This window comes from Flavobacteriales bacterium (assembly GCA_016712535.1).
In the GTDB taxonomy this organism is placed as follows: domain Bacteria; phylum Bacteroidota; class Bacteroidia; order Flavobacteriales_F; family PHOS-HE28; genus PHOS-HE28.
Window position 1 is genome coordinate 1,295,419 of record JADJQW010000002.1, and the last position, 12,738, is coordinate 1,308,156.

The 12,738-nt window shown below is 63.1% G+C and carries 12 protein-coding genes; 3 read left to right on the forward strand and 9 right to left on the reverse strand.

Features of this window, described 5'->3' with window-relative positions:
- Positions 1–30 precede the first annotated feature (30 nt).
- A complete protein-coding gene (locus tag IPK70_05265; protein MBK8226565.1) occupies positions 31–1,527 on the forward strand; it encodes an oligosaccharide flippase family protein in 1,497 nt (498 codons plus the stop codon).
- Here IPK70_05265 and IPK70_05270 read toward each other — a convergent pair.
- From IPK70_05270 to IPK70_05300, 7 genes are all read right to left on the reverse strand, one after another.
- Positions 1,507–2,487: a glycosyltransferase gene (locus IPK70_05270; protein MBK8226566.1), complete on the reverse strand. Its 981-nt coding sequence runs from the start codon at positions 2,485–2,487 to the stop codon at positions 1,507–1,509. The two genes, IPK70_05265 and IPK70_05270, sit on opposite strands and share 21 nt — an antisense overlap.
- On the reverse strand, positions 2,484–3,164 hold the full coding sequence (locus IPK70_05275) for a class I SAM-dependent methyltransferase (protein MBK8226567.1): 681 nt from the start codon (positions 3,162–3,164) through the stop codon (positions 2,484–2,486). Before IPK70_05275 ends, IPK70_05270 begins: the two co-directional genes overlap by 4 nt.
- Before the next feature lie 335 nt (positions 3,165–3,499).
- Positions 3,500–3,919, reverse strand: coding sequence for a DUF2147 domain-containing protein (locus IPK70_05280; GenBank protein ID MBK8226568.1), 420 nt, complete (start codon positions 3,917–3,919; stop codon positions 3,500–3,502).
- A gap of 6 nt (positions 3,920–3,925) precedes the next feature.
- Positions 3,926–7,162: a M1 family metallopeptidase gene (locus IPK70_05285; protein MBK8226569.1), complete on the reverse strand. Its 3,237-nt coding sequence runs from the start codon at positions 7,160–7,162 to the stop codon at positions 3,926–3,928.
- 38 nt (positions 7,163–7,200) lie between these two features.
- The gene (locus IPK70_05290; protein MBK8226570.1) at positions 7,201–8,160 is read right to left on the reverse strand and encodes a YihY/virulence factor BrkB family protein; all 960 of its coding nucleotides are present in this window, start codon (positions 8,158–8,160) and stop codon (positions 7,201–7,203) included.
- Between the two features lie 3 nt (positions 8,161–8,163).
- Positions 8,164–9,012: a carboxylating nicotinate-nucleotide diphosphorylase gene (nadC, locus tag IPK70_05295; protein MBK8226571.1), complete on the reverse strand. Its 849-nt coding sequence runs from the start codon at positions 9,010–9,012 to the stop codon at positions 8,164–8,166.
- On the reverse strand, positions 9,009–9,407 hold the full coding sequence (locus IPK70_05300) for a DUF4783 domain-containing protein (protein ID MBK8226572.1): 399 nt from the start codon (positions 9,405–9,407) through the stop codon (positions 9,009–9,011). Before IPK70_05300 ends, nadC begins: the two co-directional genes overlap by 4 nt.
- Positions 9,408–9,492: 85 nt before the next feature.
- On the opposite strand from IPK70_05300, the gene IPK70_05305 reads away from it, so the two are divergent.
- Positions 9,493–9,954 (forward strand): 23S rRNA (pseudouridine(1915)-N(3))-methyltransferase RlmH, encoded by a 462-nt coding sequence (locus IPK70_05305; GenBank protein ID MBK8226573.1) that lies wholly within the window; start codon positions 9,493–9,495, stop codon positions 9,952–9,954.
- Between the two features lie 9 nt (positions 9,955–9,963).
- On the opposite strand, the gene IPK70_05310 is transcribed toward IPK70_05305, so the two are convergent.
- Both IPK70_05310 and IPK70_05315 read right to left on the reverse strand, forming a co-directional pair.
- Positions 9,964–10,587: a methyltransferase domain-containing protein gene (locus tag IPK70_05310; protein MBK8226574.1), complete on the reverse strand. Its 624-nt coding sequence runs from the start codon at positions 10,585–10,587 to the stop codon at positions 9,964–9,966.
- Between the two features lie 112 nt (positions 10,588–10,699).
- A complete protein-coding gene (locus tag IPK70_05315; protein ID MBK8226575.1) occupies positions 10,700–11,662 on the reverse strand; it encodes a glycosyltransferase family 2 protein in 963 nt (320 codons plus the stop codon).
- Positions 11,663–11,823: 161 nt separating this feature from the next.
- On the opposite strand from IPK70_05315, the gene IPK70_05320 reads away from it, so the two are divergent.
- Positions 11,824–12,738 (forward strand): class I SAM-dependent methyltransferase, encoded by a 915-nt coding sequence (locus IPK70_05320; protein ID MBK8226576.1) that lies wholly within the window; start codon positions 11,824–11,826, stop codon positions 12,736–12,738.

Here is a 12,738-nt window from a genome sequence, read left to right on the forward strand (position 1 = left end):
CTTGCCGCTGTGAACGGTACTTTTCCGCCGATGGGCATCATCGCCAGGCAGGCCACGATCAACACGCTGCTCGCGTACTTCGGCATCGGCCTGGGCTTCGTGAACGTGGTGTTCCTGTATCCGCGTGTGCTGGCGGCCGAGGAGTTCGGCCTCACGCGCCTGCTCGTTTCCATCGCCACCATCGCTGCGCAGGTGGCCCAGCTAGGAGCCGAGAACACCGTGATCCGCTATTTCCCGTACTTCCGTGATGCTGCGCGCAAGCACCGGGGCGCATTGGCCATGCTGCTTCTCTTCGGACTGGCGATGTCGTTGCTGGCCATGGTCGTGCTCTGGGCCTTCCACGGAACGCTCACCCAGGTCTTCGCGGATCGCAGTTCGCTTTATGGCACCTACGGCTTGCTGCTGCTGCCCCTGGTGCTCGCCGAGGTCTTCTTCATCCTGCTGCGCAGCTACAGCCGCTCCTTGCGCCGCACCGTGCAGCCCACCTTCATCCGGGAGTTCGTGCTGCGCGCGCTCCAGGCCGCGCTCATCATCGCGCATTGGAAACTGGAGCTGCCCTTCGGGAGCTTCATGGCGCTCTATACCTCGGTCTTCCTGCTCTGCACGCTTGCGCTTGTGCTCGACTTGAAGCGCTCAGGGCATCTCCGGATCGGTTGGAACGAGCGGTGGTTGCCCCGACGCCTGCGCACAAGCATGGCCAGCTATACGGTGTTCACCTTCGCAGCCAGCGTGGCGGGCATCATCCTGGGCAACATGGACCAGATCATGATCGGCGCCATCCTGGGCGATCAGGCGCTCACGCAGGTGGCGCACTACGCGGTGGCCTTCTACTTCGGCAGCGTGATCGCTGCGCCCGGACGTGCCCTGCAGCAAGTGGCCGCGCCCATGCTCGCCGATGCCTGGAAGCGCCGCGACACCGCCACGGTGGGACAGCTCTACAGGCGCAGCTCCTTCGTGCAATGGCTGGCGAGCGGGCTGCTCTTCGTGCTCATGTTCACCGGCATGGAGGATCTCTTCAGGCTCTTACCGCCTTCCTACACGGGCGCAGCGCTCGTGGCCTTCATCATCGGCCTGGCCTACCTGCTCAACAGCAGCATCGGGCTCAGCGCTTCAGTGATCAGCATGTCGCGCAGCTATTGGCTCGATGCGTTCAGCAGCTTGAGCATGGTGCTCATCAACCTCGTGGCCAATTATGTCCTCATCCAGCGCATGGGCGTTACGGGCGCGGCGTGGGCCACCTTCATCTCGCTCACCGCCGTGAATGCCTTTCGCACCTGGTTCCTTTGGTGGCGCTACCGGCTTTGGCCCTTCGATGGCCGCTTCCTGCTCGTGCTTGCGCTGATGCTCGCGCTGCTCTTCATCACGCCCTGGATCCCGCTTACCGGTAAGCCATTGCTCGACCTGCCCCTGCGCGCGATGATCGTTGCCGTGCTCTTCATCCCGGCGGCGTATGCGCTGGGCTTGCTGAAGGAGGTGGACGAGATGGTGAGGCGGATGATGAGGAGGTCAGGCGAGAATGTCTCGTAGCAGCGTCCATGCACCGTTGGCGTATCGCTGGTAGTAGCCTTCATGCCAGAGCCGGAGCGCGCCCGCTGTGCGCCGGAACAGGTTCCTCCGTTTGAATTCCATCCTCCTGCGTGCGATGTCGAGATGGCGGTCCAGCGCCGCTGCCATTCCCGGGTCATGCGCCGGTGCGTGGTTCCTGATCGCCGATGCAGCCATCGAATAGCGTTGAACGAAATGGTCGGGGGCTTGCTCGCGCATCATTCGCAAGCGCTTGCGCCAATGGGAGGGCGACAGGGCATTGAAGCGCGTGCCGCCGGACGTATTGCGATCATGGAGGCGATGCTTGATGAGGCGCTGAGGCATGGCCGCTATGGGCCCGGAGCCCCAGGCCACGAGGGCGCACCAATGGTCGTGTCCCCAGTAGTTCGCGAAGGATGCGGGAGTTCGGTTGAAGAGCTTGCGCACGAAATCTCCGTTCAGCGCCATCGTGCAGCCCTTGATGTCCGGGTTGGCGGCCACGTCCATCCGGTCGCGCTGACCGCCAGCATCGAGCTTCGCATGCTTGCGGGTGCCCCAGATGGTGCGCCCATCAAGCGCACCGTTCGCGTCGATGATGTCGCCGTCGTGGTAGGCGAGGAGCAGCGCCGGTTTCACTTCGAACAGGTCGCAGGCAGCCGAGACCTTATCAGGATGCCAGATGTCGTCCTGGTCGCAGAACAAGACGACATCACCTGTGGTATGGCGCGCGGCCTTGGCGAACGAGAGCGTCGCGCCGATGTTCTTCTCATTCGTCAGCAATACGGCATGCCCGATGCCGGAAGCCGCCAATCGGCTCATCGCGATTCCTGCGCTGCCATCGGTCGAGGCGTCATCCACGATGACCCATTCATCGGGCAGGCGTGACCCTTGCAGGATGCTCAGCAGCTGCTCATCCAGATGAGCCGCTCCATTGTGCAGGGCCAGCGCGATGGAGACCTTCATCGAGCCGATCCAGGCTTCTCGATCACCACCACGTAGCTCAAGGTGATGAAGTCATTCACGTACGGGAGGAGCAGCAGCGGAAAGAGCCCATAGGTCACGAGCATGTTCAGCTTCCAATGCTTATTGGTCTCGAAGAACCTGAAATTCCGTTTGGCCAGGTTCCATCGGCATCCAGGGCAAGCCTCAGCGAATTCCCGGAGATTGCGCCACATGAGCACCGTGCGGTGCGTCTTGTCGAAGATGCCGCGCTCATTGCGCTGCCACTTTCGCGTAAGGAAGGCCCAGAGCGTGTGCCAATGCCCGTAGTTGGGCACGGAGATGATCATGCGACCTCCAGGGGCGAGATGCCGGTAGAGTGATGCGGTGATGCGCTGGTAGTTCACGGTATGCTCGAGCACATCGCCCGCGATGATATGGTCGAAGCTCAGGTCCTTCAGCATGGCACCGATGTCGGTCTGGTCAAGGTCCGCGCTCCAGCCGTGGACCAGGTCGGGGAGAGCCTTGGCCAAAGCCGCGTCGTTGATCTCGATGCCCCAGACTTTGGCAGCTGGATGCCGCAGCTTAAGCGCCCGGGCCACCGCGCCGTTGTTGCATCCTACATCGAGCACGGCAGAGGGGCTCCTGAGCTGCGCGAGCAGATCTGGTCGTGGACCTTGGTAAGAGCGGTGATCGTGCATGCATGCTGCGCACCTGTCATGCGCAAGGCGCCAAGCTACTGACCGCGCCGGAGCTATGGTTCACCGCGAACCAAGTACCATGATCGGGCTTAAGCGCAGCCTAGTGCCTGCCTCATTCACTCTGCAGATCACCGTGTGCGCTCCCATATTGAAGTCCTTCTGCAACACGACGTTCGAACTTGATCGGGCGGGGAGGCTTGCTTCCAGTCTTCCACAGGGCGAACCAGTTCAAGAACGCCCGATCCGAAAGCCCGCGGGAGAGCTTTGCAATGCCATTTCGGCATTGGTCCTTGCGAATTTCATCTTGAGCAACGAATCGACAGAAGGCGCTAAGCTCAACGCACCCACGTCTGCGTCCTGAAGAAGAACGCGATGTAGCCGCGCACCTGCAGCTTCCCGTCTTCCAGCCAGATCTTGCAATCGTACACCTTGCCGGTCTCGGGATCGAGGATGGTGCCGTCCTCCCACTCATCGCCATCGGCCTTCATGCCACGGATGATCTCCAGGCCCACGACGCGTTTGTTCTTGCGGTCGTCGGGGCATTTCTCGCACAGCTTCTCCAGCTTGGCCTTGTCGGCGAGGTCCACGATGCGGCCGGTGAGCGTGCCGTTGCTGATGGTGATCTCCACCGTGCTGCGCGGCTTGCCCGTGTTGTCGTCAATGGTGGTCCATCGGCCGGTGACCCCGGCATTGGGCGGTTGCGCTTGCGCGCAGATCGAGCAAAGGAAAAGGAGGGCGGTGAGGATGTGCTTCATGGTGCGTCAGAAACTGCGGCCGATCGCGAAGATGTAACGGAAGGCGAGGTGCTCCGTCTCTGTGGCGGGCAGCGCCGAGAGCATGAGCGGCATGTCGAAGCGGATGGTCAAGGGCTTCAGGTCCGTGAGCGGCCCCCAGCGCTTGATGGTGAGCGCGAAGCCGAGGCCTGCATCGGCGCGCGGCAAGGCAAGCTCCTGCACGGTGCCCGATCCATCGGCGCGCCGGTAGCCCATCACCCCGGCATCGCCGAAGAGGTAGGCATCGAGGTGCAGGGTGCGGCCGATCTTCCCGGGGCTGAATCGTACGAGGCCGTCGAGGTCGAGCTCGCCGCTCACCGCCGCACCGGTGTTGCCCAGATAGGTGAGCACTTGATTGCCGTCGGCGTCGGTCTCCGGGGCGAGGTAGCCTGCGTAGCCGCGAAGGCCGAGGCCGCCGCCGTGCTGGAATTGGTTCACGTTGCTGCCGTATCCGGTCCAGTCGTAGGGCACCAGGCCAGCGCTGCGCACGTACTTGTTCTCCATCATCTCCTCTGGTGAGGCGCCGGCGAGGTAGAGCGCGCTCTCACGCGGAGTGCTTCCGCTGCCATACTGCGCGATGAAGCGCGTGCGCAGCTCGAGCCGGCCCTTGCGGTTGGTGTTGATTGCCGTGAGGCGCACCCAGCCGTAGCCCTTGGCAGAGCCGGGAGCGCTATTGCGGGCTTCCAGAAGCAAGTTGCCTTGCGTGCCCCGTCTATCGTAGCGGTGGCGCAGGCTCACGTTCACGGAGGCATTCAGCGCATTCAATTCCCATTGCTGGGGGTGCAGCAGATAGATCAGGTCGGTGCTGTCGCGGCGCCAGAAGTAGAGCGCTTCGGCCTGTGCCTCGGTTCGCCCATTGGGCAGGTCCCAGCGGAAGCCGCCGCCGAAGCGGTTGAGGCCATCGAGCGCGCGTGCATGCACGAACACGCTGGATCCCAGGAGCAGTTTCTCGGTTCCGTTGGCGTAGCGGAAGTTCACGCTCAGCCGATCGAAGCGGTTCGCGGTGCTGGTGCTCAGCGTGTCGCCGAAGGGCGATTCTCCTTGGCCGGGCAGATGCTGCGCCAGGCCGGTGTTGATCCAAGCACTCAGGTGCAGACGGTGCTTGTGCCGCATGTAGTGGCCGTTCAGATGGAAGCCCGCCTTCACGCCGTCATAGCCGTTCCACCAGAGGTCGGGGCGCGCGGCGGCTTCGTAGATCCGGCGATCGGGCAGATTGCGGATGTGGTGGTCGAACCCGACCTCCAGCGGGAGCGGCATCCGGTCGTTCAGCTTGTAGCGGTCGGCCAATCGGTTGGTGCTGTCGATCACCACCTCGGCGATGCCCGATGGGATGTCCACTTGCAGCGTGTAATCGCGGCGCAAGTCGCCGAAGCCGATCCAGCGCGGCAGCACGGTGGCATCGGTGCGCTTCACGAACCAGGTGTTGGGGACGTGGTAGCCGTAGGTCTTCCCATCCTTCGCGGTGATGTGCAGGTCGATGGGCATCTGCATGTCGCCCTTGCGCCGGAGCGTGATCGTCTGGCCCTTGTCGCCATGGCGCCGCGTGACGCGCTTCACGGCGTAGTCGATGGTCTTGTCGGTCTCGATCCACTGGTCGAAGAACCAGTTGAGATCCGCCTTGGTGCGGTCGATGAAGCTCTGGCGCATGTCCTGCACCGTGGGATGGCACATGCGCCAACGGTCGAAGTAGTGCTGCATGGCGCTTTGGAAGAGCGAATCGCCGAGCACGTACTGCAGGTTGTAGAGCATCACCGCGGTCTTGCTGTACACGTGGCCGAATCCGCCGTAGCCGCGATCGGTCCAGTAGCCGAACTCATCGCTATGGGTGTTGGTCGGCGGCACGCGAAGGCGCACGGCATCGCGCTGGTAGCCGTGGTACACCTCGCTCTCGCGGGCGAGTTCGGGCAAAGCGTAGCGCCGTTCGTACGCTGTGCGCGCAGGCTCGGACACCATTGTATCCCCATCGATCAGCTCCAGCCCCCAGGCGGTGAGGAATTGCGTGAAGCCCTCGTCGAGCAGAGCGCGGTAGGTCTCGTTGTTGCCCACCATGCCATAGAACCAGTTATGCCCGATCTCATGCACGAAGAGGCCGCGGTAGTTGGGGTCGTTGCCGCTGTCGAGGGTGAGCATCGGGTACTCCATGCCGTCGCGCGCATCGGCAACGATCATCTTCGGGTAGGCGTACATGCCGATGGATTCGCTCAGCGCTTTGATCGTCTTGGCGCAATAATCAGCGGCGTTCTGCCATTGGCTGGCGTGCGGTTCCTGCGCCAGGGCGATGCACTTCACGCCGTTCCATTCGGCTTCGCCGATGCGGTAGGTGGGATCGGCCGTGAAGGCGAAGTCGTGCGTGTTCTCGCTGTGGAATCTCCACTTCTTGCGCTTGCCGGCTGTAGGCTCGATCACGGTGCTCGGGGCCTCGTCCCAAGGCTTGTCCTTGAAGTTGCGGATGTCCAGCTTGGCCCTGAGTTCCGCTGGGAGGCATTCACCCGGGTTCTGCAGCACGCCCGTGGCGTCGAGGATGTAGTGGTGCGGCAGATCGAGGGTGACATCGAAGGTGCCGAAGTCGCCATAGAACTCGTTGCCCAGGTGCTGCTGCGTGTCCCAGCCGTGCGTGCGGTCGTACACCGCGATGCGCGGGTACCAATGCACGCCGTCATAGTGCTTCCAGCCCCATGCGTTGAAGAGCTTCATGCGGCGGTAGGCGGTGAAGCTCCAATGCGTGCTGAAAGCGATGCGGAAGGTGGCGCGTTCACCAGGCGGGAGCGGTTCGGCCAACCACGCTTTCAGGATGGTGTTGTCCTGCTCGGTGCGCAGGTCCGCATCATCCTGCCTGAGCTTCAGCACGCGTGTTCCCGCATATGGACCGTTGATGCGCGATCGCCAGCTCTCCCGCTCCTGATCCAGGTTGTAGGAGCCGGGTACATATGCTTCCTGATAAAGGTGGAAGAAGACATGCCGCAGCGTATCGGGCGAGTTGTTCCAGTAATGCAGCGTTGCTTCGGCGGTGAGCACATCGGTGCTGTCATCGAGCCGCGCATCGATGATGTAATGGACATCCTGCTGCCAATAGCCCTCGAAGGGCGGCCGGTTCTTCCAGTAATGCGGGTTGTCCGCGTTGCGGAAGGTGTTGGGCGGGCGTGTGGCATCGAAGCGCTGCGCCACCGCAGGGCCGCGGAAGGCGATCAGCAGGAGCACGCAAGCGAGGGTCTGAAGGATGTGCATGGTCGGGTTCGCAGTGCCCGGCCAAGGTATCCGTTCGCTCAGGATGCGGGCGCCTCGCGCACTTCGAGCCGGGTGCGGCGAAGGATCCGTGCGCGGGCGATGCTGGTGTTCAGCTCATAGCCCACCAGGATCGCGATCATGTTGAAGTAGATCCAGAACTGCACCGCCAGGATGGCGCCGATGGAGCCGTAGAGGGCGTTGTAGTTGGTGATGTTGCTGAACATGTAGGCCAGCGCCTGCGAAACGATCAGGATCAGCAGCACCGCCAGCAAGGCCCCCGGCGTGAACAGGCGGAAGCGCCGTGCGGTGGGATCGCCGGCGTTGTACAGCAGCGAGACCGCCGCGATGACCACCAGGATGGTGATGATCCACTTCCCCCCGAAGAGCGCGTAGGTGACCAGGCCCCCGGGCATCAGGCCCAGGTCAGTGACCCAGTGGATGGCGATGCCGCTCACGGTGAGCAAGGGGATGGCGATGACCGCGAGTGCGGTGAGCGCCACCAGGAGCCCCAAGCTCAGCAACCGCTGCTTCAGCGGGCTATGCCATTTGGTGATGTTGGTGCTTCCGCTGAAGCCGGCGAGTATGGCATCGACGCTGTTGCTGGCCAGGTACAGGCCGACCAGGAAGCTCACCGACAGCAACGTGCCGTGCTTCTTCACCACCAGGTCCTCAAGGGTGCTGTTGATGAACCTGAACACCTCCAGGGGCATCATGTCCTGGAAGGTGGAGAGCAGCCTCGCCTGGAAATCGGCGATGGGCACATAAGGGATCAGCGTGAGCAGCACGATCACCGCCGGGAAGAAGGCGAGGAAGAGCTTGAAGGCGATGGCCGATGCGCGCGTGACGATGTGCCCCGTGGCGAGTGCGCCGATGAAGAAGCGGGCGATCTGGTACACATTGAATCCCTCGAAGCCGGGCAGGATGATCCTCGAGGCCCACGCGATCAGCCGCCGGAAAGGCCGGGAATAGAGGATCCTGCGCTGCAGCCGCTCGATCATGGCTCAAGCTGCCTTCAGGCTCAGGTCGAGGCTGGGCGCGCTGTGCGTGAGCGCCCCCACGCTGATGAAATCGACGCCCGTTTCCGCGAAGGACCGAACGGTATCCAAGGTGATCCCGCCTGATGCTTCAGTCTCGAATCGGCCGCTGATCAGCTCAACCGCCTTCCGGAGCACGCCCGGGGTGAAATTGTCGAGCATCACGCGATCCACGCCGCCGTGGCGAAGCACCAGTTCCAATTCATCCAGACCCCGCACCTCCACCTCGATCTTCAGGTCAAGCTGGATGCGGTCCAAGTACGCGCGTGCAGCCGCGATCGCTTGCGGGATGCCGCCCAGCATGTCGTGGTGGTTGTCCTTGATCATGATCATGTCATAGAGGCCATGCCGATGGTTGGCCCCTCCTCCGAGCTGCACGGCCCATTTCTCCAGCGCGCGCAGGGTGGGGGTTGTCTTGCGCGTGTCGAGGATCACGCAGCCCGTGTCGGCCACGGCGTCCACGTACCGTCGCGTGAGCGTGGCGATGCCGCTGAGGCGCTGCATGAAGTTGAGCAGCACGCGCTCCACCGTGAGGATCGATCGCTGCGGCCCGATCAGGTGGAAGGCCACATCGCCGACGGTGACATTCGCGCCATCCATCAGGTACGGGCGGATCTGCAGGCGGGAGTCGAAGTGCTGCGCGATGGACGATGCCAATTCGACGCCGGCGAGGATGCCCGGCTGCTTCACCAGCAGGCGGGCCGAGCCCTTTGATTCTTCCGGAATGGTGGCCAGCGTGGTATGATCGCCAGCACCGATGTCCTCTGCGAGCGCACGCGCGATAAGCTCTTCGGTGCCTGGGGGGAGCACGCTCAGAAGTCGTTCTTGCTGTTCTCGATCCGCAGCTGCTTGACGAGGAAGCCGGACTCGCCCTTCTTCAGGAAGAAGGTGGTGCGGAAATAGCCCGTTCGCGTGCGCAGGATGCCGATGAAGTACTTGTCGCCGCTCTTGCTCACGCCGCTGTGCTCGATCACCAGGTCCACCGGCGGGTTCTCATTGAAGAACTTCCGGAGGATCTGCTCTGCCTGGGCCTTGCTGTACACATCGCTGGCATCCTTCACCGTGAGATCGATGCTCGCGATGAAGAGGGCGGACAGCTCTTTCGCGTCGCCCATCTTGATGGCGTCCACCACGCGGTCCTTCTCGGCATCTTGCGCCACAGCACCGACCATGGGGACGAAGAGGAGCGTGAAGAGCAACAGGCGTTTCATGCGTGCGGGAATTGGCTCCCAATTTTGCAACAACCGGGCCACCGTCATTCGCTCGTGAACAACGATTTACCAACACTACTAGGTCATGAGGATCAGGCTGTTGTTCGTAGGGCGCACCGACCGGGGCTTCGTTGCCGACGGGCTGATCGAGTACCTGGGCCGCATGGTGCGGATGGCCGAGGTTGAATCGATCATCGTGCCGGAGGAGCGGGGTGCTGATCCCGAGCGGCAGCGCGCTGAAGAGGGGCAGCGCGTGCTGGGCGCGCTGAAGCCCGGTGAGCGTCTGGTGGCTCTCGATGAACGGGGCGAATTGCTCACCAGCCCGGCATTCGCCGCCAAACTCGGTGCATGGCGCGATTCCGGAACCCGGCAGATCGCTTTCGCCGTGGGTGGCGCCTACGGCCATTCCGATGCCGTTCGCGCACGCGCTGACCTCATCCTGGCGCTTTCGCCCATGACCTTCCCGCATCAATTGGTTCGTGTGCTCTTCGCCGAGCAGCTCTACCGGGCGCTGATGATCCTGAACCGGCGGCCCTACCACCACTGAGGTCGGGGCTCAACGGATTCGCGCAGCACAGATGATCGAGGTGCCCCACAAGCGGCCCGGCAGTGCAAGGTGATCCAGGAAGAAGGCGCAGCCAAGCGCGGCGTGAATGGCATTCGCGAGGCCTTTAGGCCCTGAGAACGTCCTGCGCCCCTTAGACCATCTGGCTTGCAGCCATGCGAACGGATAAAGCGTGTGGAAGAAGTAGCAGGCCTTCCATCCGGGGTGGGCAGATGGATCCATGTGCATGCGGAGTGTTCGCGGATCGTAGCGCCGGAAATGCCGATTGAAGGTGTCGTGCTCGCTGAACAGCTCCTGGCGAGCTGGCACGGTGGCCACGATCCATTCCGCCTTGGGGAAGGCATTCCGGAGCTGGGCGATGAATCCGGTGGGATTCTCGATATGCTCGATCACATCGAGCAGGAGCAAGGTGCGGTAGAGCTTCGCTTCAGCCTCGGGGAGTGCGAGCGCTTCGGTGCCGGTCCGCACCCACGCCGATGCTCCAGCCGCAACTTCGATCTTGGCGATATCGACGCCCACGACGTCGTGGCCGCGGGCCCGCAGGTCGAGCACCACAAGGCCCTTGCCGCAGCCCACCTCGATCATGGGGCCGTTGGCGCCGATGCTCCGCAGCATGCGGTCAATCACCCGGTTGCGGCATCGGTTCCAGTAATGTCGCTCAACGCCCGCCGGGTATATGGACTCGAATTGATCCGGCGCGAAGGCGGTCGTTTGGCCAGGCATCCGCTCACACAGTGGCTTCGATGATGTAGCGAGGGCGCTGCTTCACCTCCTTGTAGATCTTCCCCACATACTCGCCGATGATGCCCAGGCTGATGAGGTTGATGGAGGAGAAGGTGAGCAGCAGCAGGGCGATGCTCGCCCAGCCCTCAATCGGGTTCCCGGTGAGGCGTGCGGCCACCACCCATGCCCCGAGCGCGAGGGCCAGCAGGCTCATCAGCAATCCGCCCACGAAGACCATGCGCAGCGGCGCGGTAGAGAAGGAAGTGATGCCCTGCCAGGCAAGGCCCGCCAATCTGAGGTAGGAATACTTCGACCGGCCTGCATGGCGCGCCTGCCGGGTGAAACGCACTTCAGCCGATGGATATCCGATGAGCGGGAACAGCCCGCGCAGGTAGAGGTTGGCCTCGCCGAAACGCTCCAGATCCGCGATCACGCCTGAATCGGCGCTGCGGAAATCCGCATGGTCCCGAACAGCGCGATGATCAATGGCATGCATGACCCGGTAGAACATGCCCGCGAGAAGCCGCTTGAGGCCGCCATCGACCTTACGGTCATTGCGCACCCCGTACACCACGCGCTTGCCCATGCGGTGATGCTCAAGCATGGCGCGCAGCACCGAATGGTCATCCTGGAGGTCTGCATCGATGGTGATGAGGATGTCCGCTTGGTGCCTGTTGGTGAAGAGCCCCGCGATCAGTGCATTCGGATGCCCGAAGCGCGCGCTGAGCTTGATGCCGCGAACCCGTCCGGTTTCGGCCGCGAGTTTCGTGATCTCTGTCCACGTGCCGTCGCGACTGCCGTCGTCAACGCAGCACAGGTAGCTATCCGGGTGCGCCAGGCCTGCGGCTTCGAGCGTATCCAATTCCGAGAGGAGCACGCCAGCCGTGCCGCTCACGACGCCCTGCTCGTCGCGGCACGGCAGCACGATGCACAACTTGAAAGGAGCGGCGTGGCCCGTTTGGTTCATGCTTGCGAAGGCGGCTGAAAGTAAGGCTGCGGCATTCCCCGGCCTGCGTCGCACGCTGCTTCGCCATTCGGACAAGGGCCTCCAAAGGTGCAATGGGGCGTCTTTGGCAGGTAAGCGTTATGCTTGCGGATGCCGTGGCTCCGGTCCCGGCACGATCGACGATGGAGAAACCTGTATCGCGCTACCGTTTCCTGGCCGTGGACCGTTGCAACATGTGCGGTTCGCCAGTGCAGCGGCACCGGGTGATGGGCAAGCGGCTCGATCGGCCGCAAGGTGCCTTCCCGCGCAAGCGCGTGGGCATCTGCACCACGGTGATGCAGTGCAGGGATTGCTCCCTCATCTTCGCCAACCCGCAGCCGGTGCCCTTCGATCTGCAGGACCATTACGGCGTTCCGCCGGAGGACTACTGGCGCGAGGAGTACTTCGCCGTTTCCGGATCATACTTCCAAGCGGAGATCGCAGAGGCGAAGCGGCTCCTTGGCTTCGCGCCGGGCATGAGGGCGCTCGACATCGGTGCTGGCCTGGGCAAGGCCATGATCGCGATGGAGAGATCCGGGTTCGAGGCGCACGGTTTCGAGCCATCCGGGCCTTTTCATGAGCGGGCCATCGCGCGCATGGGCATCCCTGCTGACCGCCTGCGCCTGGGAAGCTTGGAAGACCTCGACTACGAGGAGGGCCGCTTCCACTTCATCACCTTCGGGGCCGTGCTCGAGCATCTCTATGATCCGAGTGCCGCCATCGCCAAGGCATCGCGATGGCTCGCGCCGGGAGGGGTCATTCACGTTGAGGTGCCCTCCTCGCGCTGGCTGGTGGGTCGATTGATCAATGCGTCCTACCGCATCCAGGGCCTCGACTATGTGGGGAACATCAGCCCGATGCACCGCCCCTTCCATCTCTATGAGTTCGGCCTGAAGAGCTTCGAGCGCGATGGCGCGCGCACCGGGTACGCCGTTGCGCACCATGCCTATGAGGTGTGCCCTACCTACATGCCGGCGTTGATCGATCCGCTGCTGCGACTCGCCATGCGCCTCACGGGCACCGGCATGCAACTCACCGTCTGGCTGCGCCGCGTCTGA

Coding starts and splice junctions, on each gene's coding strand:
- IPK70_05310 (MBK8226574.1), bottom strand. CDS start 10,587: ATGCTGCGGAGCATCGGCGCCAACGGCCCCATGATCGAGGTGGGCTGC.
- IPK70_05265 (MBK8226565.1), top strand. CDS start 31: ATGGGCATCATCGCCAGGCAGGCCACGATCAACACGCTGCTCGCGTAC.
- IPK70_05270 (MBK8226566.1), bottom strand. CDS start 2,487: ATGAAGGTCTCCATCGCGCTGGCCCTGCACAATGGAGCGGCTCATCTG.
- IPK70_05290 (MBK8226570.1), bottom strand. CDS start 8,160: ATGATCGAGCGGCTGCAGCGCAGGATCCTCTATTCCCGGCCTTTCCGG.
- IPK70_05315 (MBK8226575.1), bottom strand. CDS start 11,662: ATGAACCAAACGGGCCACGCCGCTCCTTTCAAGTTGTGCATCGTGCTG.
- IPK70_05280 (MBK8226568.1), bottom strand. CDS start 3,919: ATGAAGCACATCCTCACCGCCCTCCTTTTCCTTTGCTCGATCTGCGCG.
- IPK70_05285 (MBK8226569.1), bottom strand. CDS start 7,162: ATGCACATCCTTCAGACCCTCGCTTGCGTGCTCCTGCTGATCGCCTTC.
- IPK70_05320 (MBK8226576.1), top strand. CDS start 11,824: ATGGAGAAACCTGTATCGCGCTACCGTTTCCTGGCCGTGGACCGTTGC.
- IPK70_05305 (MBK8226573.1), top strand. CDS start 9,493: ATGAGGATCAGGCTGTTGTTCGTAGGGCGCACCGACCGGGGCTTCGTT.
- IPK70_05300 (MBK8226572.1), bottom strand. CDS start 9,407: ATGAAACGCCTGTTGCTCTTCACGCTCCTCTTCGTCCCCATGGTCGGT.
- IPK70_05275 (MBK8226567.1), bottom strand. CDS start 3,164: ATGCACGATCACCGCTCTTACCAAGGTCCACGACCAGATCTGCTCGCG.